We start from the raw sequence: 25804 nt of genomic DNA, 5'->3' as shown, positions 1-25804 counted from the left end.
CGGTACGCACGGTGGTGTGAGAGGTCGGGAAATCACTCAGATTTCCCTCCTACTCGATTGCGTAAGAAGATTTTTACAGGTTGTATATGAGAAATGAATGTTGTATAGTATCTGCAAGAAATATCTTCTTTCGTGAATGTTATAAATGTTGGTTTCGTTACTTTTATTATATGACAATTGGATTTAAAGGGGATTATAATGACGCGGTAAAAAACAAAGGAGAAGAAAACAAACATGAGAATTTTTTTGGCGGAAGATGAACAGGATTTAAATGCCATTATTGTTCAAAAACTGACTGAGGATGGTTACAGTGTGGATCATTGTTTTGATGGCAGGACAGCAATAGATATCCTTTCCTGTACGGAGTATGATGCAGTGATTCTTGATATTATGATGCCAAAAGCAGATGGATTTACAGTGCTGCGTGCGCTGAGGGGAATGGGAAAGACAACACCGGTGCTATTTCTGACAGCAAAGGATGCTGTTTCGGACAGAGTAAAGGGATTAGACAGTGGGGCAAATGATTATCTTGTGAAGCCATTTTCGTTTGAAGAGTTGTCAGCACGTCTGCGCGCAATGATGAGGGGATCTTTCGGAGTTACTGACAATGTTTTGCATATTGCGGATCTTTCTTTGGATTGCACTTCCCACAGGGTAATGCGGGGGGGAAAAGAGATCACATTATCGGCTAAAGAGTATGCCATGCTGGAATATTTCATGTACAATCAGGGGCGTGTGCTGTCTCGTGAGATGATAGAGGATCATGTCTGGAATTTTGATTACGAAGGGGGCACGAATGTAGTGGATGTTTATATCAGCTATCTTCGAAAAAAAATTGATGATGGATATGACAAAAAGCTGATTCATACAGTCCGTGGAAGAGGATATATAATGAGAGAGGAAATTTAAGATATGGGGAGATTCTCAATCCGTCTGAAAATAACAATCTGGTTTACTGCAGCATTGGTGGTAATAGTACTATTTGCATATCTGATGATTTTTGTCGTCAGCCGTCAGATTTTGATAAAAACAATACAGGATAGTCTGGTGGAGACAGTGGAAAATAATGTGGATGAGATTGAATATTTTTCTGGGATGGATGAAATCCGTACAGATGCGGATATTGATTATTTGATTGATTACCGGAAAGGGTATCTGGAAATTGACGACGATTTTCTGAGCAAGGTAAATGAAGTCTATACAGGATTGTATGATGAAAAGTCAAGGCTTATTTATGGAGAAAATCCAATAGCTGCAAAAGTGGCAGATCTGGAATTTGTGGATTCCGAGATTCAAAAAGTAATGAAGGATGGAACGGGGTATTATATTTTTGACCGGAAACTCACAGCAGAAGGACTTAACGGATTATGGCTTCGTGGAGTGGTATCAGAGGAACAGGGAGAGCGTCAGAGCTTTGGGATTATGCGGATTGCACTGGTTCTTCTGCCGGTTCTGGTCGTAATAGCATCTGCGGGAGGATATTTTATTGCTGGACGTACATTAAATCCAATTCAGAAAATAGCTGGGACTGCAAGAAAGATTGGAGAAGAAAATGATTTGAAATGCAGGATCAATCTTGGAAAAGGGAATGATGAACTGCACCAGCTTGCGGATATATTTAATGAGATGTTTGAACGACTGGAAAGTACATTTGAAAAGGAACAACAATTTACATCTGACGTTTCACATGAACTAAGAACACCGATGGCTGTCATTTCAGCACAGTGTGAGTATACACTTGAAAAAGAAAGAAGCGTAGGGGAATATGAAGATGCCTTGCGGGTAATCAGGCGTCAGGCGCGGAAAATGACAAAACTTATTGATCATATGCTGGACTTTGCCAGACTGGAAATGAAATCAGGAAAATATGCAGAGGAAACTGTTGATATGGAAGAACTGGTGGCATCTATTTGCTCTGATATGAAGCTGATAAGAGAAAAGGAAATTATGCTTGATTATGAGACGGAGCAGGCAGTGTTTTATGGAAATCGTGAACTTTTATCCAGAATTCTCGTTAATCTTGTCAGCAATGCCTATCGTTATGGGAAAGAGAATGGGCATATCTTTGTGAAATTAAAGAAAGAAGAAACGGAACTTGTTTTGTCTGTAACGGATGATGGGATAGGAATTGCAGAAGAAGAGCAGGAAAAGATCTTCCGGCGGTTTTATCAGACTGATGTATCGCGAGGAGGCGAGGGAAGTGGACTTGGGCTTGCCATGGTTTATGAAATTGTGAAGTTTTACAGAGGAAAAATCCAAGTGAAAAGTGAGGCAGGCAGTGGGAGTGTTTTTCAGGTAAAACTGCCGCTTTGATAAAAGCAGACATATGGAAATCAATAATGATTATAAAAAATTTGTCGTATTAATAATGTTCTAATAAATGCATGATATAATCAAAGTACAAAGCAAAACAATTAGAAATGAGAAACTCTCATGAAAAAAGGAGGATTTGTTTATGAAGAGAGCAGCAAAACAGGTTTTAATTGTACTTTTGGTCGTGATGGCGGTAATTGGTACGGGAAACATTTCAGCACAGGCAGATTATAACTGGAAACCGAAGAAGGTTTCCATAGCGCAGTCGGCAAAAAAGGTTTCTCAGGGAAAGGAGTTTGAAATCAGAGCGAAAGTAACTCCAATAGATGCTGAGGACGATTATATCCGCTGGGAAATTATTTCAGGAAAAAAATATGTAAAATTTGAGGATCGTGACCGCACAGGCGATGAAATGGATTTCATTGCAGTAAAACCAGGAAAAGCAAAAATCAGGTGTTATGTACAGGGAAAGAGTAAGAAGAAATATGGTGATACGATAACTGTAACTGTGACGAAGAAAAAGAGTGATTATTCATTGGCAAAGGTTGGAGAATCGGTCAAATATGTAGAAGCATGGGATGATTTTGATTTAGAGGTCAAAAAAGGATCCTCAATAAAGAACAGTCAGTTAAAATGGGAGATCAGTGATACAAGTATTGTCTCGTTTGCAGAAAGAAAAACAACCGGAACGGACGTTGAGTTTTATGCGGAAAAGACAGGAACAGTACGGGTAACCTGTACATGTACAAGTGGTAAGGCAAAGGGTAAAAAAGTAGTATATACCGTGAATGTTATTGCGGATGAGGATGATGACTACGAGGATGATGACTACGATGATGACTATTATGATGACTATGATTGAGCATGATTGAGAGCGAAAGCTCTTCGGGGGCATTTTTGACAGTTTATGCAAAAAATGCCCCCATTTGTGAAATATTCCCTCTTCATCTTTTGTTTGTGCTATGCTGAAATTACGAAAGTGAAAGATGTGCAGATCACAAATAAAGAGAGGATCAATCATGAGTTTAAAATACGAATCTATCATAAAACAGATGTCACTCGAAGAAAAAGCCCTGATGATGTCCGGCAAAAACACCTGGGAGACAGTGGATTTTGAAAAATACGGAATCCCGTCCATGGCAATGTCTGACGGACCGCACGGATTGAGAAGACAGGCGGGAGCCGGAGACCATTTGGGATTAAATGCAAGTCTCCCTGCGACCTGTTTTCCGACCGCAGCCTCGGTTGCAAACAGCTGGGATGAAACATTAGGCGAGGAGATCGGAACGGCATTGGCAGAGGAAGCCGTGACCATGGATGTCAATGTGATCTTAGGACCGGGATTAAACATCAAGAGAAGCCCGCTCTGTGGAAGAAATTTTGAATATTTTTCTGAAGATCCGTACCATGCAGGAAAAATGGCGGCAGCCTATGTAAGGGGAATCCAGAGCAAAGGAATCGCAGCCTGCCCGAAGCATTTTGCAGCAAACAGCCAGGAACTGCGTCGTATGGCAAATGATTCCGTTGTGGATGAGAGAACCTTCCGCGAGATCTATACGACCGGATTTGAGATTGCGGTAAAAGAAGGAAAAGCGAAGTCGATCATGTCTTCTTATAATGAAGTAAACGGTGTCTATGCCAATGAGAACCGCCACATGTTACAGGAAATCTTAGTCGATGAATGGGGGTTTGACGGATATGTGGTATCCGACTGGGGTGGAAGTAATGATCACGCACTCGGAGTGAAAAACGGAAGTCATCTTGAGATGCCGGGCACCGGAAAATCAGGAATGCATGATATCGTAAATGCCGTCAAAAACGGAACATTAGAGGAGAGTGTGTTAGATCAGCGCTTAGATGAACTGCTCCGTGTCATTTTTGCGACGCATCAGGCGACCGTGGATGGAAAAGGAACTACTTTCAATAAGGAAGCGCATCATAAACTTGCACGCAAAGCGGCCGAGGAGAGCATCGTCCTTTTAAAAAATGAAGAGCAGATCCTTCCATTAAAACAGGGGACAAAAGTGGCTGTGATCGGAGACTTTGCAAAGACTCCGCGATATCAGGGAGCAGGATCTTCCTTAGTGAATCCGGCAATGCCGCCGGAGTCCATATTAGAGGAGATAAAAGACAGCGGACTTACGATGACAGCCTATGAACAGGGGTATATCAGAAACAGAAAACCAAATGCTAAACTGGTAAAGGCAGCTGTTGATGCAGCAAAAAATGCGGATGTGGTGCTGTTTTTCGGAGGTCTTGACGAGATCAGCGAGTCGGAGGGACTCGACCGTACCCATATGCATATGCCTGTAGCACAGGACGAATTGATCAATGAACTTACCACGGTAAATAAAAATGTGATCGTAGTTCTTTCAGCGGGATCTTCCGTGGAAATGCCTTGGTATCCATATGTGAAAGGAATCGTACACGGTTATCTTGGCGGTCAGGCAGGAGCATCTGCAATGCTTAATGTTCTGACCGGAAAAGTGTGTCCGTCCGGAAAACTGAATGAAACGTATCCGCTTCATTATGAAGATACGCCGGCATATGCGTACTATCCAAGCAAAGAGAGAAGCAGCGAATATCGGGAAGGACTTTATGTAGGATACCGTTATTATACGACAGTCGGGAAAAAGGTGCGCTTCCCGTTTGGTTTCGGACTTAGTTATACCACATTTACCTACCATGATCTTGCAGTAGATTCGGAAGGTGTGACATTTAAGATAAAAAATACCGGAGACGTGGAAGGAACAGAAATTGCGCAGCTTTATATCGGAAAACAATCGGATACTGTATTCCGTCCGGTGCGCGAATTGAAAGGTTTTGCACGTGTGACACTTGCTCCGGGCGAGGAAAAAGAAGTAAAGATTTCATTTGACGATAAGACATTCCGTTTTTATGATACACGGACAGACAGCTGGGAAGTGGAAACGGGAACCTATCAGATCATGATCGGAAGCAATGCGGAAGAAATGCTGCTTGAGGGATCACTTGCGGTAAATGGAACTGTCACAGAGGGTGGTTACAGCAGAGAAAGCCTGCCGGAATATTTTAATGGTGAGATCAAAAATATTTCTGATGATACATTCCGCAGACTGTATGGCAGAGAGATCCCGGATGGAAGCTGGAGCGGAGAAATCCGTATGAATGATGCAGTCTGCCAGCTTTATTATGGAAAAGGAATTTTTGGTAAACTGTTTTACGGGGTACTGCGTATTTTGTTAAAGATCAGCGAATGGCAGGGAAAACCGAATCTGAACGTATTGTTTAATTACAATATGCCGATCCGCGGCTATGCAAAAATGACAGGTGGTTTTGTCACAATGAAGATGGCAGAAGCTTTGACCGAGATGGCAAACGGACACCGCATTAAGGGAACAGCGCACCTGATCAAAGCGGCAGTGAAACGTGATTAGGTAAAATGTAATCAGATAAAAAAGTGGTAAATAACAGGGACTTGTACTAAAATAAATTTGGTGCAGGTCCCCATTTGCGTTCACAAAACGTTTGTGGGGGATGATATCATGAGCGCAGGTGAGTCAACATGTTCACATGATTGCCGAACGGCGAATTGGAGCAGGTACACTGGAAAAGAAAATGGAGAAAAATATATGATAAAAATTGCAATCGTAGAAGATGAAGCGATGTATGCAAAGCAGCTTGAGGAATTTTTACATCAATATGAAAAAGAAAATGGGGAGGCTTTTGATATCACGATCTATTCGGATGGGGATCAGATCGTCAATAAATATCAGTCACAGTATGACATCATTTTGATGGATGTGGAAATGAAATTTATGGATGGCATGTCGGCAGCGGAGGAGATCCGAAAAGTGGACACGGAGGTCGTTATCATTTTTATCACAAACATGGCACAGTATGCGATCCGTGGCTATGCGGTGGATGCACTCGACTATGTATTAAAACCGGTGTCTTATTTTGCATTTTCACAGAGACTGAGCCGTGCGATCGGGCGCATGAAAAAAAGAGAGACAAAGATGATCATGGTCAGCATGAAAGGCGGGACGGTGCGGATCAATATCGCAAATATTTATTATATCGAAAGCCAGGGGCATACGCTGATCCTGCACACAATTCTTGGCGACTATGAGACAACAGGCACAATGAAAGAGATGGAAGAAAAATTAGCTGATATGAACTTCTGCCGTGGTAACAAGGGGTATCTCATCAATTTAGCGCATGTGGACGGGATCACGGACGGCTGTGCCATGGTAAAAGGTGAGCAGCTGGTATTAAGCCGTGCGCGCAAAAAAGAATTTATGGAAGAACTGACAAAATACTGGGGAGAGGTTATCAAATGATGGAACATATTATGCCGGATATACCAAGAATCTACACAGCGGTCGCAGAGTGGATGGCATGCATGTTATTTATCCTGCCGGTCAAAAAGAGATTTCAAAAATGGCAGACGGCAGGCATTATGGCGGCTGTGCTTCTGATACAGAGTGTGTTTTTAGTCATGACGGATGATATTAAGATTTATTTCTGGATTCCTTGTATGATCGTGGCTGTATTTTTAATGATCGTATTTATCTACAGCTGCTGCGAAATTACTTTTACCGATGCTGCCTATTTTGGGATGATCGCATTTGTTGTCGCGGAATTTATGGCATCGTTCGAATGGCAGGTTGTATGTTACTTTTTCGACGAGGCGATGACAAACTGGTGGCTTTGCAGAGGTCTTCTGGTTCTGATCTATGGTGCGATCGCACTGATCCTGTATAAAATTCTGCGGGTACATATGCCTAAAGATGGGAAAATGAATATCAGCCACCGGGAATATATTTCCGCCGGACTGATCGCAGTTGCGGTGTTTGCTGTTAGCAACATGAGTTTTCTCACGGAAAATACACCGTTTTCCGGTCGCTATTCGTTTGAGATCGGAAATATCCGTACATTAGTAGATCTTGGCGGTATCGCGATCCTTTATGCACATCTGATCCAGTGCCGGGAACTGCGTGTGAGAAAAGAACTAGAATCCGTGCAGAATGTGCTGCAGAATCAGTATGTGCAGTACAAGCAGTCGAGAGAGAGCATCGAACTGATCAATTATAAATATCACGATTTAAAACACCAGATCGCATTCCTGCGGAGTGAGGATGATCCGAAAAAACGCGAAGAATATTTAAACCGCATGGAGGATGAGATAAGACAGTATGAGACACAGAATAAGACCGGAAACAAAGTGCTCGATACGGTGCTCACTACCAAAAGCCTCTATTGTGCGAAACATGGGATCACGTTTACCTGTGTTGCGGACGGCACACTGCTTGATTTTATGGATGTGATGGATATCTGCAGCATTTTTGGAAACGCGCTCGATAACGCGATTGAGTGTGAACTGAAAATACCGGATAAAGAGAAGCGGCTCGTGCATGTGACGGTTTCAAAACAGAAAAATTTCCTGCTCCTCCGGTTTGAAAATTATTATGAAGGAAACTTAGAGTATCAGGAGGGAAAACTGGTCACGACCAAAAAAGAGAAAGAATATCACGGGTACGGGCTCAAAAGTATCCGCTATACAGTCAACAAATATGACGGTGCGGTCAGCATTGACACAAACGGGAACTGGTTTGACTTAAAGATCCTGATTCCGATGAAAGATAAGGTTATATGAAAACAAAAATGTAAAAATCTATTTGGGGTGTGGAAATGAAAAATGAGAAGAAAAAATTACCGATTGGAATAGAAAATTTTGAAGAAATACAGTCAGCTGGATTTTACTATATAGATAAATCATATCTGATCAAAGGACTTATGGAAAATTGGGCAAAAGTCACACTCTTTACCCGTCCAAGGCGGTTTGGAAAGTCCCTGAATATGAGTATGTTAAAAAATTTCTTTGACATAAACGGAAATAAGGAAATTTTTAATCATTTAAAGATTGCACAGGAAACTGAGTTGTGTGAAAAATACATGGGAAAATATCCGGTGATATCTGTTTCTTTAAAAGGAATCAATGCGCAGACTTATGAAAAAGCAATAGAGATGACGGTCCAGCTTATCAAAGGGGAGGCAAGAAGGTTTCAATATCTGTTAGAAAGCAGTGAACTCACGGAATATGATAAAAAGGCATATATTGCATTACTTGAAACGGATGTGGATGAGGGAACACTATGCAGCAGTTTAAAAGTGCTTTCCGAACTTCTTGAAAAGCATTATGGGAAAAAAGTAATTATTCTGATCGATGAATATGATGTTCCACTGGCAAAAGCACTTGAACGGGAATATTATGATCAGATGGTTATCTTTATCCGCAACCTGTTTGAGTATGCGCTTAAGACAAATGACAGCCTGAAATTTGCGGTGCTGACTGGATGTATGCGCATTTCCAAGGAAAGTATTTTTACAGGACTGAATAATCTGAAAGTTCTTTCCATTGCAGATGTACAGTTTGACGAGTATTTCGGATTTACCGATGAAGAAGTAAGGGAGATGCTGGAATACTATGAACTTTCCGATCATTACGAGGATATTAGGGAGTGGTATGACGGATATCAGTTCGGAAAAGCAGAAGTTTATTGTCCATGGGATGTAATCAATTATGTGGACACGTTGCGGGCGGACCCGCTGGCAGAGCCTAAAAATTACTGGTCAAATACAAGCAGCAATGAGGCGGTCAAAAGATTTATCAGGGAATCGGATAAAGTAACGCTAAGGCGTGAGATAGAGCGGCTTGTTGCAGGTGAAGTGATCGAGAAAGAAATCCATCAGGAACTGACTTATAAAGAAATGTATGACAGTATTGACAATCTATGGAGTGTATTATTTACAACAGGATATCTTACACAAAGAGGACGGGCAGCGGGGGATACGTTCCAGCTGGTGATTCCGAATATGGAGATCCGGAAGATTTTTACAGACCAGATTATGGATTTTTTTAAAGAAAATGTACCGAAGAATGGCGTGCTGTTAAATACATTCTGTGAAGCATTAAGAAACGGAGAAACAGAAACGATAGAAAAATGCCTGTGTGATTATCTGCGGCGGGCCATCAGTATCCGGGATACTTTTGTGAGAAAAAAGATGAAAGAAAACTTTTATCACGGTATCTTACTTGGAATTCTCGGGTATGAGGAATCGTGGAGTGTTTCTTCGAATAAAGAATCAGGCGATGGTTACAGTGATATTGTGATCGAGACGGATGACGGTGAAATGGGAATCATTCTGGAACTTAAGTATGCACAGGATGGAGATTTGGAAACGGCATGCCAGTCTGCGTTAGAACAGATCGGTGGGAACAATTATATAGACATTCTTGAAGAGGATGGTGTGGAAAAGATTCTGAAATATGGAATCGCATTTTATAAAAAGAGATGCAGGGTAATGATTGGGGAAAAATCCTGATGCGGGATAAAAAACTTGACTTGGAGTCCACTTTATGAGCTATACTAGAGGGGAAAAAGAAAGGAGAATTATGGAAAAGTCAGGAATTTTAAAAAATAAGCTGTTTTTGTATCTCACGGAATTTTTTGCCGGAATGTCCGTGATGGCAGTAGAACTGGGTGCGAGCAGGCTGTTGGCGCCGTATTTCAGCTCGTCGCAGATCGTGTGGACGATCATCATCGGAACGATCATGATCGCAATGGCGCTTGGAAATATTTATGGAGGAAAAAGTGCGGACCGGTCGCCGGACCCGGACAAACTGTACCGCAGAATACTGATCGCTGCGATCTGGATCGCACTGATACCGGTCGTCGGAAAATACATTATCCTTGGAATATCGGCACTGCTGATCTTTACCGTCAGCAGCAATTTCCTCATTATTGCCGCATTTGTGGCATGTATGGTGATTTTTGTATTCCCACTGTTTTTACTCGGCACAGTGACGCCATCCCTTGTGAAATACTCGGTGGACAGTCTTGACGACAGTGGAAAAACGGTCGGAACGCTGGGAGCATTCAACACGATCGGAAGCATTATCGGAACATTTGTGCCGACTTTTGTGACGATTCCGGCAGTCGGAACCTCTATCACGTTTCTCATTTTTGCGGGAATTCTGATCGCATTAGCCGCAGTGTATTTTTTGAGCAGCCACAGGGGACAGAAGAAGGTGGCAGTATCGGCAGTTATTTTCGTACTCTGCTGTGGACTTGGCTATTCGGATTCTTTTGCATTCTGGCAGAATGACTTAAGTTACGAAGGGGAATCCATTTATAATTATTTACAGGTCTCCGAGGATGACAGGCGCGTGATCTTATCCACGAATGTCCTGTTCGGTGTGCAGTCACTCTACATGAAAGACGGCGGTCTGACCGGAATGTATTACGATTATGCGATGGCGGCGCCGCTCATGATCCCGGGTAAAAAGGCAGAGGATATGAATGTTCTGATCCTTGGAATGGGAACCGGAACTTACGCGACCCAGTGTAAAAAATATTTCGGTGATATGTCAATCGAGGGCGTGGAGATCGACGATAAGATCACGGCGCTTTCCAGACAATATTTTTCCCTGCCGGACGATGTCAAAGTGACGACCTATGATGGCAGGGCATATTTACAGGCGATCGACGAGAAATATGACGTTATCATGGTGGATGCCTACCAGGATATCACCATCCCGTTTCAGATGTCATCGGTCGAATTTTTTACGATGGTCAAAGAGCATTTAAACGAGAACGGCGTGATGGTCGTAAACATGAATATGCGCGGAAACAATGAGGGCAATATCAACCAGTATTTGTCGGATACCATTGCATCCGTATTTGACCATATCGTGACCGTGGATGTGGACGGTTCCACAAACCGGGAGCTGTATGCTTCCTCCAATGCAGACATGGTAAAGACATTAGAGAATAACGCAAATGAGACCGGACATTCCGATCTGCGCGATATGATGCTTCATGTGGCAGACACCAGCAGTGTGTATGAGGCGGGAGATTATATCATGACGGACGACAAGGCGCCTGTGGAGCTTCTCGGCATGCAGGTGATCGACCAGCTGATCCAGGGGGAAGTTGCATATTATAAGGATATTTTTGAAAAAGACGGGATCAACGGACTGCTGGAGTCACTATAAAAAGATTTTAGAAGACAGGAAATCAAGCGCATGCGCAAACAGCTTTTACAGGAACTGAAACTCATATCAGAAGAAGAAAAGAAGTATCAGTCAGGACAGGGAAACATCGAAAAACAGTTATATGCGAAAGATTCGATCAGTGAGATCGACCGGGAACTGCTGTTAGAGAGAGGACGGCTCGTCACGGTGCGCCCGCACAGCCGTTTTGTGGAATTCCCGGAGCACAGGCACAATTATGTGGAGATGATGTATGTGGTGCAGGGAAACATCACACATATCATTGAGGGAAAAGAGCTGACCCTTCACAAGGGAGATGTGCTGATGTTAAACCAGCAGGTGCGTCATGCAATCCGGCGGGCGGAATATGAGGATATCGGGATCAATTTTATTGCGCTACCGGAGTTTTTTGAGATTCCGCTTTCCATGTTGCATGAGAAAAATGTGCTTGCAGAATTTATTGTTGGTGCATTTCGTCAGAAGTATCCTGTTTCCCATTATCTGTTGTTTCGTCTGCAGGAAGATCCGCAGGTAGAAAATCTTATGGAAAATATGATTGATTCCATGTTACATGAACATGCAAATGAGGATGTAATTAATCAGTATTCTATGGGACTTGTATTTTTATATCTGCTGAATCATCTTGAAAGCTTAAGCCATAATTCTTCCATGGATTATAAGGAGACGGTTGTACAGGCAGTACTTGGATATATTAACAGTGACTGCAAAAATGCAAATCTTACCAAGATAGCAGCAGATACCCATCAGTCCATGACGGTACTTAGCAGACTCATCAAGCAAAAGACCGGATATAATTTTCAGGAACTTTTGCAGCACAGGCGGTTTGAGACAGCTGAACATTTATTATTGGAGACAGATTTGTCAGTGGAAGAGATTGCGTTAGATGTTGGTTATGAAAATCAGAGCTATTTTTTCCGGCAGTTTAAAGAAAGATATGGAATGACACCGCGAAAGTATCGGTTAGAACATTATAAAAGATAGACAATGCAGAAAATAAGGACAGTTTTTTAGTCGAATGAGAGTCTAAAAAGCTGTCCTTATTTTTGTTATCTTAAAAAAAGATACATAGTCTATAAGTTTACAAGGGGGTATCCTATGAATACAATACGTGCAATTATTTTTGACTTGGATGGTGTTATATGCTTTACGGATCAGTATCATTATCAGGCATGGAAAGAAATGGCAGACGCAGAAGGAATTTATTTCGATGAGACAATTAATGGCAGACTACGGGGAGTAAGTCGTATGGAAAGTCTGGACATTATTTTGGAGAAAGCATCAAGAGAATATACACAGGAGGAAAAAGAACAACTTGCCGCAAGGAAGAATGAAAGTTATGTTCGTCTGTTGGAAAAGATGTCTCCGGATGATCTGTCGCAGGAGGTAAAAAAGACACTGGAAATATTACGTCAGCGAGGGTATAAGCTTGCGATTGGATCAAGCAGTAAAAATACGAAAAAGATTCTGACACAGATTGGATTAAACGGATACTTTGATGCAATCAGTGACGGAACGAATATTACGAAATCAAAGCCGGATCCGGAAGTATTTTTGAAAGCGGCTGAGATGCTTGGTGAAAAACCTGAAAATTGTCTGGTCGTAGAGGATGCGCTTGCCGGTATTGATGCTGCTTATGCTGGTGATTTTCAGAGTGCTGGAATCGGAGATGCCGCAGGTCATAGCCAAGTGACATATCCGATTCAGGCATTTAAAGATCTGCTTTCTATTTGTTCTATCTGCTAACGTCAGATGGGCAGATGACAGGTGTGATTTGAATAAGTCGAATCTCTAATAGTTCTAATTCTGCATTCAATCTTAGGGTTTCATCAGAAGCGATATGCATCAGCTTCTGATGGAATCCTGGAGAGGATGCTTTTTTTAACAAGTCAAATTCATAAGGAGTGGTAAGTTCTAATCCACCCATGGAAACCCATTGGTCATAAGAACTCCCATGTGTTCGATTTACATAAGTCTCAGAAATTTTGTATGTACCTTGCGGAATATTAGAAAGACATAGTTCGATTGTGACTGGATCAGAATCTGCAAATACAGTATAGCGATCTGTTTCTGTCATATCAAAACGTTCTCCGTTGGCATAAAGATAGTTAAAATGTTTGTAATTGTACAACATAATCTGATAACTGTTGTGTTTACGGGTAATGAAATAACCGTCTCCTCGTCCTAAAAACTGATCTCCTAACTGCCGTAAGAGAGTATAAGCATAATAACTTGCTTTTGGAATTCCATTTACCGTGAACAGACCTAGTCCACCGAAAAAGAGTTTGTTGGGCAGAGCGTCATCTGCCATAAGATCGGTAAGAGCCTGATAAGTAAAACTATCTAGTCGGTCATAATTTTCCAAAATATTTTTTACAATGTAGCACGATTTAAAACATGTATCATTGAGCAAATCCTGCTGGCTTGGTGTGTTGTTCCATTCTGACAGGTAGATTGGCATATTACCAAGTCCAAGCTGGCGTCGTTCACGGAGAACCTGCATAACAAAATCTTTTAACCCATCAGGAGATTCAGAAAGACTCATTGCATACACAAAACCAAACGATTCCTTGGAATGATTTTTATCGGAAATCATTTTAGTGTCGTAGTATGTAAAACTTAAACAGTCTGGAAGACAGGAATTTTTTTTACACCATTCCAAAAAGTTCAGATACCAGTTTTCATAGCTTTCGCCTACAATGTAGTAGGTTGGAGGAAGACTAAATTCGATATCAGGGCAAAAATCTTTAATACAATCATAAGTGCTTTTATAGAATAGAAAAAAGTCATTTTCGTTTGTAAAGCCAAATAGGTCGGAAGAAGTATTCGGTTGGTTCCATAGACCAAATTTCCAGGTCTTTATGGTATCTAACCCGTAACGGTCAGTGATGTGAAGCAAAAATTCATGGACCAGCTGACACCATGCACTGACAGAGTGGGGCTGGCTGACATTTGCACCAAACAATCGTCTGTTTGGATATTTTGCAAGTTTTTCCGGCATGTAGGATAATTGAAGCCAGGGTTTTAGGTGATTGACGATAACAAAATCCAAAATCTTATCAAGATAAGAAAAGCTATAGACCGGGACTTTACTTGCAGTTTCATTGTATATATGCAGATCATCAGAAAAGATGCCACATAATTTAATATATTCAAATCCAACTGTTTCCTGAATCTGTGTTAACATTTTTTGAACATCACAAATTAGTACATCACTTGCCCGCCCAACGGTCATCATTTTTTTCCAGGTGTGAAGCAGAGTATAGGAACTTCCGTTTACAGAAATCTCAATTTCAGTTTTTTTCACAGGAGATACAACCTGAAAAAATGTATCTTCTTTCAAATATTTTTTTAATCCGTAAATATAGTTATGTTGTTCTACACGTTGGGCAGTATTCTCTTTCTTCTTTTTTTGTTCACGGCGATAGTCTTTTGGTAACATCCCGTATTGCTTTTTAAAAAAAGTTACAAAGGCATGACTGTTGGAAAAACCGCTGTCAATCGCTATTTCATCAATATTCTTATCAGTGGTTGAGAGTTCCTGTACTGCGTGCATAAGGCGGTATTGGTTAAGATAGCTTAAAAAATTCATTCCGTAATATTCCACAAAAAACTTAGAAAGATATGGAACGGACAAATGGACTGCATCAGCAAGTTCTTGTAAGGTTATATTTTCCGTGTAATGCTGCTGGATCAACTGTGAGATTTCGGAAATACGTAAAGCATACTTGTGATTTTTCTTTTCTTTAGCAGTAGAGAGTTTGATGCGGAAGTTCCGATACAGTACATCCATAATATTGTAGATATAAGACCAGTTTCGTAATTCATACCCATCTTTTTTATCAATATTTGTTTTGATAATGTGCGCTATCAGAGTGCGGAGTTGGACAATAGCTTCCTGATTATCGGTCATCGTACTGATAAAGAAAAAGCGAGGATGGAATGGAACGGGTAGAATCTGTTCAAACAAAGTCTGGTTGAATAAAACGGTTACAATCACACAGTTGACACCATGAAGTTCATGAAGCGAGAGTGGATTAACACAGAACACGTCATCTTCTGTTAAATTGTATATATGATCATCCAGTTGCAATGTACAGTTCCCGGAAACAATCATTGATAATTCAAAATAGTCATGCATTTGTGAACGAATATGATCAAAACGCTGCATTATACAGCGAATGGGCATGTGCATATCATTTTCTGAAATAAGATCGTAATTTTCTGACATAAAAAATCCCCCATTTAAAACTAAATAAGATATTGTAATGATTAAAACATAAATGTAATGAAAAAATCAATAAAAACATCGAATTTTTAATCTGTTTTGTATGACGGATTGAAAAGATGTGGAAAGAAAAGAAGAGCAGACATAAAAAAGTTAAAAATTAAAGTGAAACAGATAAAAAACAAAATCACATGAAAATTAATGAAAACTTATAATATCTATAAAGACGAGGTGATAAACATGAGTGAACCAATATTAAAAGTTGAAAACATGAATAAAAGATTCGGAAGTACAGTGGCTTTAAAAGATGTGTCACTTTCTGTATATCCGGGGGAAATTCGGGGATTAATTGGGGAGAATGGATCAGGAAAGTCAACCATTACTTCCATTGTAGCAGGAATGCAGGCATGCGATAGTGGTAAGATGATATTTAAAAATCAGGACTGGAAACCTCTTAGTATGATTGATGCACTTCACAAGGGGATTGGAATGATCGTTCAGGAAAGCGGAACAATACCGGGAATTACAGTTGCGGAAAATATTTTTCTGGCAGAGACAGAGAGGTATAAAAACAGGTTTGGATTGATCAATCGCAGGAAGATGAATGCAGATGCAACTGAAGTCATGAAAAAAATTGGGGTAAATGATATTACTGGCGATATGCTTATGCAACAGCTGGATTTTCAGACAAGAAAGCTTGTAGAGATTGCAAAGGTCGTGATGAAACAGCCTCAGATTTTGGTAATTGATGAGACAAGCACTGCCTTATCTCATGATGGAAGGGAAATTTTATATGATATTATGAATCGTTTCCGCAAAGAAAATAAGTCAGTGATTTTTATTTCACATGATCTGGATGAGATTATGGAGGTGTGTGATACTTTAACGGTTCTTCGAGATGGAAAAATAATCAGAACATTTAATAAAGAAGAGTTTGAAGCGGGTGCAATTCGTTCAAGCATGATCGGACGAGAACTGCAGGGGGATTATTATCGAAGTGATTTTGAAGCAAGCGCACAGCAGGAAGTTGCGTTGAATGTTAAAAATCTTGTTTATACAGATAGACTGAAAGGTGTTTCCTTCCAGGTGCGAAGGGGAGAAATTGTTGGAGTCGGAGGTCTGGCACATTGTGGAATGCATACACTTGGAAAGGTATGTTTTGGTGCAGTAAAGCCAGAAGAAGGAAATGTTTCAGTGGCAGATGGAACGGTAATTGACAGTCCGGCAAAAGCGATGAAGAAACGTATGGGTTATGTGTCTAAGGATAGAGATGTGGAATCATTATGTTTGAATGCAAGTATTGAAGACAACATATCAATTGCGGGAATGAGCAAATTTGCCGTAAAAGATTTTCTTGTTTTAAAAAATCGCGAAAAAAAATATGTAAATCAACAGATTGAGGAATTGTCCATTAAATGTTCTGGAAGAGATCAGGCGGTATCACAACTCTCGGGAGGAAATAAACAGAAAGTCGTATTTGGAAAATGGATTGGCTGCGGAAGTGAAATTCTTATACTGGACTGCCCGACACGAGGCGTGGATATTGGTGTAAAGCAGGCAATGTATCAGCTTATGGTTAAGTTGAAAAATGAAGGAAAATCCATTCTGATGATCAGCGAGGAAATGCCGGAACTCATTGGAATGAGTGATCGGATTTTGATCATGAAGGACGGAGAGATTACGGCAGAATTTGAGAGAAATAAAAATCTTTCTGACTCACAGATTATTGAGTACATGATATAGGAGGCTGGGAAAGATGACAAAAAGTAAAAAAATAATGATAGGTGCATTGCCGTTTGCAGCACTTATCGTATTGTTTGCAGTATTTTGTGGAATTGTAAGCAGTAAGGGATATCGCCTGGATATGTATATCAAGATTATATTTAATGAAGGTATTGTATTATCCATTGTTGCAACAGGTGCAATATTTATTTATACATTAGGTTCGTTTGATATCAGCTTGGGTGCGGCAACGCTTTTTTCAGCAACACTTGGGGTAATGACATATAATGCAACTGAAAATTTTATATTAATGATTGTTGTGATTTTATTGTCTGGAATTGTCTGTTCTTTGTTAAATTCTGTGCTGGCATCCATTTTTCATATTCCGGTGTTTGTTACAACGGTGGCAATGATGTCTGTTTTGTCTGCAATTGCATCACAGATCATTACCACAAAAGGTGGTGCAGTAGGCGGAATCAGCATTCCGAGTGAGGTAGTGAAACATTTGGATACATCCGCATTTAAAATTATAGTTTTGGTAATATGGGTGGTAGTATGTGCGTTCATCTTTGATTACACCAAGTTTGGAAGACGTGAAAAGTTTGTTGGGGGAAATCCAATCTGCGCCCAGCTTTCCGGTATTAAATACAATACATATGCAATACTTGGATTCCTTCTGGCGGGAATCGGCGTTGGAATCGGCGCATTTATGACGCTGGTTTATACCCCATCTGTTACAACAACGACAGCGGGGGATATAGGGATGAACATTATGGTTGCTATCGTGTTTGGAGGTATGCCAATCTCAGGAGGTGCAAGATCGAAAATTTATGCGGCTGTAGTCGGTGGATTTTCCTATATTATTTTAAATAATATTCTGGATCTGCTGATTGATTCAACATCTGGATATGGAATTACACAGATTGTCAGTGCTGTTTTTTTTCTGGTAGTTGTTTATGTTGCAAGTGCAAATTATCGTTCGCAGATGTTGCCGCGATAACAGAAATATGAATTTAACACATAACGTGTTAAAAATAAAATTTTAATAAGAGAAATGGGAGGAATAATTTATGAAACGTACAATGAAGAAAATGGTAAGCCTTGGACTGGTTGCTGCCATATCGTTGACAATGCTGGTTGGTTGTGGAAACAGCAAAGAAACAGCTGACAATACAGCCAGCGACAACACAGCAAATGATACGAGTGATACAAGTGTCAAGGAGGAGACAAAGACAGCAGAGAATGCTAAGATTGGTGTTTTAGTTCAGGATGTTAGTGGCGAGGAAGCATTAGGGTTCCGTACTTATTATGAAGATTATGTTGCGAATCAGTATGGTGTGACATTTACTTATACCGATGAACTTAAAGATGCGGCAAGCGAGAAGTCTGCTATAGAAAAATTCGCTTCACAGGGATATCAGGCAGTCATCTCTCTTTCAAGTAATGATCGTGCATTGCAGATTGAAACCTGTGAGGAAAATCAGATTTATTATGCGGTTGCTGCTGGAACTCTTGATCAGGAGCAGTTTGAAAAATATAAGACAAATGAGTACTTCCTTGGTCAGGTTGGACCAAGCATGGATACAGAGTATGAAGCTGGTGTAGAAATGGGCAGGTTCTTTGCGGAAAAAGGCATTAAGACAGCTGCTATCTATGGGGCATTTATTCCAAATCCTATGCATGTATACCGTGTAGCGGGTGTACTTTCCGGTCTGGGACTTTCCTATGATGGTGCTACAGAAGAGGGAGAAGTAGTGGGCAAGATTTTTACTGATCAGAGCGTGGATTTGTCTAAGATTTCTGGGGATATCCAGATTGTTTCTTATCTGCAGGGCTATGGTGATACAACAACAGATGAGATCAATGCAGCAATTCAGGCAAAACCGGAAGCATTTATTTCAGTGGGAATGGCAACAACATTTTTTACACAGCAGTTAAATGCTGCTGGTATTGAGTTCTCAGATATTGATTCCTTTACACAGAGTAATGGAGAAGCTATCACAAATGGAAAACTTGTCTATCTTGCCGGTAAATATTCATCTTCTGTAGGTCCTGCATTTGCATTAGTTTTAAATGCCATCAATGGAAATGTAATCCGTGATGAACAGGGAAATGCAGTCTCACTCAGCCAAAACTATCAGGTTGCAACTGACGAGGCTACATTTGATGAGTTTTATAAGTCAGATAACGGAGATAATCCAATTTACAATAAAGAAACATTAGACCAGATTATTGGTGAGTCTGTTACTTTTGATGAGATCAATGAACTTGTAACATCGAAGTAATTCATTTTTACAGTCAGGTCACGGCTTCATTTAGAAGCCGTGCTCTCTCCAAATAAATGAAAAGTTAAAAATTCATTTATTTGGAGAGGGTATGGAATATCCTGAAAAATGAAAGGAGAGGACAACATGAAAAATAAAAATAGACATTTGGTAAAGAATGTAATTGGTACATTAACAATACCGGTACTGGTGGCTGTATTATTGCAGGGAATCTGCATGTTCAATGGAAAAACAATGATTTCAAACATGACAGGTTTTGATAACTTTGTTGTATATATTGCAATTGTGATGATTACAACAATAGCATTATCCATTAATTTAAATAGTGGTCGTTTTGATTTTTCCTTGGGATCAATGGCAGCACTTTCTTCTGTATTAGGAGCTAAAATTACATATTCCATTTTAGGTGGTGGAAGTAACAGTGCATTGATGATGTTGATATTGACGATCTTATTTGGTATGTTACTTGGACTTGTTTCAGGACTTATGTATGTGGTGCTGCATCTGCCGCCAATCATTACATCTCTTGGAGTGACACTGATCTATGAGGGAATTCTTTTTACAATCACGGAAGGACGTTATGTGATGAAGGAAGTGCAGAATCCATCTATGACAGCTTTTACAGGAAGCTGGATTTATGCAGCAATCATTATTGTGGTTGTGTTAGCTGTCTGTATAGCAATCTTTGATTACACAAAGTTTGGATATGATTATAATGCACTCAAAAATGGTCAGAAGGTTGCGGTAAATACCGGTATAAAAGAGATATCAAATGCCATTGGATGTTATGTGATCTGTGGCGGATTGATGGGAATTGTAGGATTTTTAAATGCGACAAGAAGCACAACAATCAACGGTGGTCAGTTGAACTTTTCCTCTATCAGCATTATGTTTACGGCGTTTCTTCCAATGTTCATAGGCTCCTATATCAGTCGCTTTACAAACGAAAAAATTGGATTCCTTTTAGCTGCTTTATGTATGTCCATGCTTAATTCAACATTTGCTGTATTCTCCAATGAGGTAAATGCATCAATGCAGGCAATCATTAATGCAGTACTGCTTGTAGTCTTTTTGATTTATTTGAGTAATGAACATTTATTGGTAAGTCTTTTTAACGGAAAACGAAAATAGAAAGCAGGAGGGTATGAATATGATCAACTTAACAAAGAATCCATTCTTCCTTTCAGGGGAAGACATTGAATGGGTTGAAAATACAAAAAAGTCAATGACATTAGAAGAAAAAATAGGTCAGTTGTTTGTCCCAATCGGGTATTCCGGAGATCCGCAATATCTGGAACATGTCATGCTCGCACATCACATTGGTGGAATTATGTATCGTTGTGGTGAGGCGAAGGAAATGCAGCGGACACACCGTTATCTGCAGGAACACAGTAAGATCCCACTTCTTATTGGAGCTAATCTTGAGGATGGAGGCTGCGGAATTGCAACAGATGGAACACAGTACGGAAAACAAATGCAGGTTGCGGCAACTGGAGACACGGAGGATGCATATCGGCTCGGAAAAGTAAGCTGTAGTGAAGGTGCAGCGGTTGGTTGTAACTGGGCTTTTGCACCTGTGGTTGATATTGATAGAAATTGGAGAAATCCGATTACAAACGTGCGTACATATGGGGATGATCCGGATCGTGTTCTTGCATGTGGTCTCAATTACATGAGGGCAGCTAAGGAAGAAAATGTTCTTGTTGCAATTAAGCATTTCCCAGGGGATGGCTGCGATGAAGTGGATCAGCACATTCTTACAAGCGTAAATAATCTTTCCTGTGATGAGTGGGATGCGACATATGGAAAAATATATAGCGGCTTGATTCAGGCGGGGGCACAGACAGTGATGGTCGGACATATTGCACAGCCGGCATATCAAAAATCGTATAATACAGATTTTCCAAATAAATTAATACCGGCAACACTTTCATCGGAATTGTTAAAAGGTTTGCTCCGTAAAAAATTGGGATTTAACGGTCTGATTGTAACGGATTCTACCTGCATGGTAGGTTTTAGCTGTGCAATGAACAGAGAAAGGGCAGTTCCTTATGCGATTGAGGCAGGATGTGATATGTTCCTTTTTAATAAGGATCTTGAGGAAGATTATCAGTATATGCTGAATGGATACAAGCAGGGAATCCTTTCGGAACAGCGATTAGATGAAGCAATCACAAGAATTCTTGCAACTAAAGCTTCGCTTGGACTTCACAGAAAAGCAAAGTGTGAAATTGTGCCTTCGGAAAGTGCACTTTGTATTCTGCAGGCTGATGAGCATGTTGCATGGGCTAAAAAGAGCGCAGACAAGGCAGTTACACTTGTAAAGGATATAGATGGAATTTTACCGTTGAATCCGCATAAGACCAAAAAGGTGTTGCTGGAAATCATAGGTGGGTTTCCATCAAATGAGCGTGTTTTGGAAAGCTTTCGTAAGCGATTGGTTGAGGAGGGGTTCGAAGTTAACGTATATGAACAGGAGAACTTTGAAACAGCAAAATTTGATGTTGGCACATTCCGGAAGAATTATGATCTGGTCATTTATATTGGAAATGTAGAAAATGCATCCAATAAAGTGACAAACCGACTTTCATGGTATACATTCTGGGGAAATGGAAATAACGTTCCATGGTTTGCTGCTGAGAGACCGGTTGTGTTTATCAGCCTTGCTAATCCATATCATCTTGTGGATGTACCCATGATAAAAACCTTTATCAATGGCTATTCCAATAGTGAGTATGTAATTGATAGTGTGATGGAAAAACTTATGGGAAGAAGCAATTTTACTGGCAAGAGTCCGGTAGATCCGTTTTGTGGAAAAGAATACTTAAAATGGTAAGAGTGAGAGAAGAACAAATACATGAAAAAAAATTTAGAATTTTTAAGTAAGGCATTAAGTTTATTGCCGGAAGTTAAGGAGACACTGGTTCCTCCAAAAGAGGGACAGTTTTTTTCAAAACCTTTAGGAAAAGGCGATTCGGTAACAATTGATTTTGGGAAACATTTGGTAGGACATCTTCAAGTAAAAATGGGTTATGTCAATTCACATCCAGATGCTCCGGTTTGGATTAGATTTTCCTTTGCAGAGAATTTGAAAGAATTTGAAGAAAATGTGGAGAATTATCAGGGATGGATCTGTTCAGCGTGGGTACAACAGGAACAACTTCATTTTGATCTGATTCCGGGAGAGTATACTTTGCCGAGGCGTTATTCGTTTCGCTATGTGAAAATTGATATACTTGATATCAGTTCAAAATTTAATTTGGTTATTGAAGATGTCATGGCAATCGCATTATCTTCTGCAGATGATAGTAAGTTAAAACCATATCATAATGTGCATAAAGAATTGGAGCAGATTGATCATATTGCGTGCCATACACTGCATGATTGTATGCAGAAAGTTTTTGAAGATGGACCAAAACGTGATCGGCGACTTTGGATGGGAGATCTTCGATTACAGGCATTGGCAAACTATGAGACATATCAGATGAATGATATGGTAAAGGGGTGTTTATATTTATTTGCTGCATTACCGATGCAAAATGGACAGGTGGGTGCATGTGTATTTTTAGAGCCTGAACCGGAAGTAGATGATACCAGTATGTTTGATTACTCTTTATTGTTTGTGGCAGCCCTGTGGGATTATTATGTAGAAACGAAGGATCGTGAGGCCCTTGAAGATTTGTGGGAAACAGCAAAAATGCAGATTGTATTGGCACAGAAACAGGTCGGTAATGATGGTGTGGTAAAAGACTGCAATAAACTCGGCTGGTGTTTTCTTGACTGGTCACTGGAATTAAATAAGCAGGCAGGTGCACAGGGTGTTTTGCTGTATGCGATGAAAAGTGCCGTTGCCATTGCAAAAGAAATCGGAAAAGACCATGATGCAGAATGCATAATGAAAACTTATGAACTTTATAGAAAAGCTGCTAAGATGCATTTTTATGATGAAGAAAAAGGACTATTTGTCAGTGGTGATTGCAGGCAGATTTCCTACGCAAGCCAGGTATGGATGATTCTTGGTGATGTTGTAGATGAGCAGAGTGGAATTCGAATTTTACATGATGTTGCGACACAGACAGAGGCAATTGAAATGATTACCCCATATATGTATCACTATTATATAGAAGCATTACTTAAATGTGGTGATAAAACAGAGGCTCTTAGTGTTATGGAGAAATATTGGGGAGGTATGGCACGACTTGGTGCGGATACGTTTTGGGAGTTATATAATCCAAATAATCCGGATGAATCACCTTATGGTGGGACTATTGTTAATAGTTACTGCCATGCCTGGAGTTGTGCGCCTGCTTATTTTCTTCGAAAATATTATTCTGAAAAATAAGAGTGGGGTATTTGTATGAAAAAAATTGGAAATAAAGTTTTTTTAATGATTATTATATTTGTTTTGATATTTGGATTAAATACAGTGTTTTCTATAAGAGCGCAGAATAGTATAAAACAGGCTGGATTGCAGATAACGAAACAGTATATTCCGATTCAGACAGAGATTTTCACTATCCAAAAAAGTATGGAACGAGGTCAGAAATATCTTAACATTATCAGTTTGTATGATGATGCAGAGCTACGTCAACAGTTGGAAAGTTCACTAGCAGAGGAAATTTCGACGATTACGGCAAGTGAGAGTAAGATGGATGAATATCTGAAAAATATCGATAATGTAGAGTTAAAAGATAAAATCCATACATATGAGGATTTTTTAACAGAGGTTATTTCGCAATTTGCCATAATACAAGGGTATGTTGACAAGGGGGATTTTGTGCAGGCTGGTATAGCTCTTGGTGTAGATTTTCAGAATCTGATGGTTGATATGGGAGAAACAACGGAAAAGGAGCTTACAGAGGAGCTTGAGCAGGGAATTTCTGATTTATCGAAGGAATATAATCAAGCTGTTGAGACAAATTTAATAATGACAAAAATTCTATTTTCTTTTTTTGCTTTGGTATCAGTAGTTGTCTTTTTGGTTATAAGTAAGACTGTAAGTAAACCGGCAAGTGAAGCCAGCCGGCAGCTAAATGATATTATTGATGGTATCAATAAGAAACAGGGAAATCTTACGCAGCGTATTACTGTTAGTTCGCGGGATGAAATTGGTCAGTTATCGGATGGAATTAACAATTTTATCATTCAGTTACAGAATGCTATGCAAAAAATACGAAAGCAGTCAGAAATAATGCAAAGTTCACTTGGATTAATGAATGAAGAAGTAAACAATTCAAATGAAAATGCAGATAATATTGCGTCTACCATGGAAGAAATTACTGCGAGTATGGAAGAAATATCATCTTCTATAGAGGGAATTACCGGGAACACCAATGATATAGTGAGTTCAATTAACGATGTTGGAAATCAAGTTAATGAAGGTGTTGTAATTGCCTCTGATATTAAAGCATTAGCGGTTGGTGTTAAAGAGGAGACAGAGAAGAAGAAAACAGACATTTCTGATATTATTAACGAAAAGAGTCAGGCATTATCTTTATCCATTGAAGAAAGTCGGCAAATCAGCAGTATTAATAATTTAACTAACGATATACTTGAGATCGCAAGTCAGACGAATTTGCTTGCATTAAATGCTTCTATCGAAGCTGCAAGAGCGGGGGAAGTTGGCAAGGGATTTGCTGTTGTCGCAGAGGAAATTCGTCAATTGGCAGAAAACAGTAAGAATACGGCAAATGACATTCAGGGTATCAGTGTTCGTGTTATTGCGGCAGTCAATCAATTGATGACAAATGCACAAGATCTCATGAATTTCATACAAAATCAGATAATGAATGATTATGTTGAATTTGAGGCTGCAACAGATATGTATTATGAAAAGGCAGATCATATGGATACTATTACAGGTCTTTTCAATAAAAATATTATGTCTCTTCGTAATATTATGGCAGAGATGAATGATGGCATTACAAATATATCAGCTGTAGTAGAGGAAAATGTGCGTGGAGTAAGCAATGCAACAGAAAATGTGACCAAACTTGCAAATTCAATTTTAAATATTCACGAGCAAGTGATAAAAAATGTTGACTCTTCGAAATATCTGTTGGAAGAGTTGAATAGTTTTCAGCAAATTTAAAGACAAAATAAAAGAAAGACGAAAAGTATTACGAAGAGAAAATAAGGACAGTTTTTTAGTCGAATGAGAGTCTAAAAAACTGTCCTTATTTTTGATATCTTAAATTCAGC

The 25804-nt window shown here is 39.8% G+C and carries 18 protein-coding genes; 17 read left to right on the top strand and 1 reads right to left on the bottom strand.

Translation table 11 applies throughout. The features are described from left to right. Positions 1-234 precede the first annotated feature (234 nt). The 10 genes from DW650_RS11860 (at position 235) to pgmB (ending at position 13114) form a co-directional block, all read left to right on the top strand. Positions 235-909, top strand: a complete 675-nt coding sequence (locus tag DW650_RS11860; protein ID WP_022111907.1) for a response regulator transcription factor — start codon at positions 235-237, stop codon at positions 907-909. Positions 910-912: 3 nt separating this feature from the next. Next, complete coding sequence (locus DW650_RS11855; RefSeq protein WP_006858188.1) at positions 913-2313, top strand: sensor histidine kinase; 1401 nt, start codon at positions 913-915, stop codon at positions 2311-2313. A gap of 142 nt (positions 2314-2455) precedes the next feature. Then, entirely contained in the window at positions 2456-3175 is a 720-nt protein-coding gene (locus tag DW650_RS11850) for a hypothetical protein (protein WP_118210023.1), read from the top strand. Between the two features lie 157 nt (positions 3176-3332). Continuing rightward, positions 3333-5729, top strand: a complete 2397-nt coding sequence (locus DW650_RS11845; RefSeq protein ID WP_118210022.1) for a glycoside hydrolase family 3 C-terminal domain-containing protein — start codon at positions 3333-3335, stop codon at positions 5727-5729. A 195-nt stretch (positions 5730-5924) separates the two neighbouring features. Further along, a complete protein-coding gene (locus DW650_RS11840) occupies positions 5925-6635 on the top strand; it encodes a LytR/AlgR family response regulator transcription factor (protein ID WP_015559327.1) in 711 nt (236 codons plus the stop codon). After that, a complete protein-coding gene (locus DW650_RS11835; protein ID WP_118210021.1) occupies positions 6632-7951 on the top strand; it encodes an ATP-binding protein in 1320 nt (439 codons plus the stop codon). Before DW650_RS11840 ends, DW650_RS11835 begins: the two co-directional genes overlap by 4 nt. A 35-nt stretch (positions 7952-7986) precedes the next feature. After that, positions 7987-9681, top strand: a complete 1695-nt coding sequence (locus DW650_RS11830; protein ID WP_118210020.1) for an AAA family ATPase — start codon at positions 7987-7989, stop codon at positions 9679-9681. 34 nt (positions 9682-9715) lie between these two features. After that, positions 9716-11353 carry a spermidine synthase gene (locus tag DW650_RS11825; protein WP_330414639.1) on the top strand — a complete coding sequence of 546 codons (1638 nt, stop codon included), beginning with the start codon at positions 9716-9718 and terminating at the stop codon, positions 11351-11353. A gap of 30 nt (positions 11354-11383) precedes the next feature. Beyond that, a complete protein-coding gene (locus DW650_RS11820) occupies positions 11384-12352 on the top strand; it encodes an AraC family transcriptional regulator (protein WP_118210018.1) in 969 nt (322 codons plus the stop codon). 114 nt (positions 12353-12466) lie between these two features. After that, positions 12467-13114 (top strand): beta-phosphoglucomutase, encoded by a 648-nt coding sequence (gene pgmB, locus DW650_RS11815; RefSeq protein WP_015520061.1) that lies wholly within the window; start codon positions 12467-12469, stop codon positions 13112-13114. Here pgmB and DW650_RS11810 read toward each other — a convergent pair. Then, a complete protein-coding gene (locus DW650_RS11810; protein WP_015520062.1) occupies positions 13104-15599 on the bottom strand; it encodes a GH39 family glycosyl hydrolase in 2496 nt (831 codons plus the stop codon). The two genes, pgmB and DW650_RS11810, sit on opposite strands and share 11 nt — an antisense overlap. A 237-nt stretch (positions 15600-15836) precedes the next feature. Between DW650_RS11810 and DW650_RS11805 the strand changes: the two genes are divergently transcribed. The 7 genes from DW650_RS11805 (at position 15837) to DW650_RS11775 (ending at position 25694) form a co-directional block, all read left to right on the top strand. After that, the gene (locus DW650_RS11805) at positions 15837-17339 is read left to right on the top strand and encodes a sugar ABC transporter ATP-binding protein (RefSeq protein ID WP_055194010.1); all 1503 of its coding nucleotides are present in this window, start codon (positions 15837-15839) and stop codon (positions 17337-17339) included. A 13-nt stretch (positions 17340-17352) separates the two neighbouring features. Continuing rightward, on the top strand, positions 17353-18318 hold the full coding sequence (locus DW650_RS11800) for an ABC transporter permease (protein ID WP_015520064.1): 966 nt from the start codon (positions 17353-17355) through the stop codon (positions 18316-18318). Between the two features lie 70 nt (positions 18319-18388). Further along, positions 18389-19603 (top strand): substrate-binding domain-containing protein, encoded by a 1215-nt coding sequence (locus DW650_RS11795; RefSeq protein WP_015520065.1) that lies wholly within the window; start codon positions 18389-18391, stop codon positions 19601-19603. A 126-nt stretch (positions 19604-19729) separates the two neighbouring features. Continuing rightward, positions 19730-20734: an ABC transporter permease gene (locus DW650_RS11790; RefSeq protein ID WP_022111896.1), complete on the top strand. Its 1005-nt coding sequence runs from the start codon at positions 19730-19732 to the stop codon at positions 20732-20734. Between the two features lie 19 nt (positions 20735-20753). Then, entirely contained in the window at positions 20754-22439 is a 1686-nt protein-coding gene (locus tag DW650_RS11785; RefSeq protein WP_022111895.1) for a glycoside hydrolase family 3 protein, read from the top strand. A 21-nt stretch (positions 22440-22460) separates the two neighbouring features. Next, complete coding sequence (locus DW650_RS11780) at positions 22461-23945, top strand: alpha-L-rhamnosidase-related protein (RefSeq protein WP_022111894.1); 1485 nt, start codon at positions 22461-22463, stop codon at positions 23943-23945. Between the two features lie 15 nt (positions 23946-23960). Further along, entirely contained in the window at positions 23961-25694 is a 1734-nt protein-coding gene (locus DW650_RS11775; protein WP_118210017.1) for a methyl-accepting chemotaxis protein, read from the top strand. Positions 25695-25804: the final 110 nt, after the last annotated feature.

Source organism: Roseburia sp. AM23-20, assembly GCF_003470905.1.
Taxonomy (GTDB): domain Bacteria; phylum Bacillota; class Clostridia; order Lachnospirales; family Lachnospiraceae; genus Roseburia; species Roseburia rectibacter.
The sequence above is the reverse complement of the archived record's forward strand: the minus strand, read 5'-3'. Positions and strand labels throughout refer to the sequence as shown.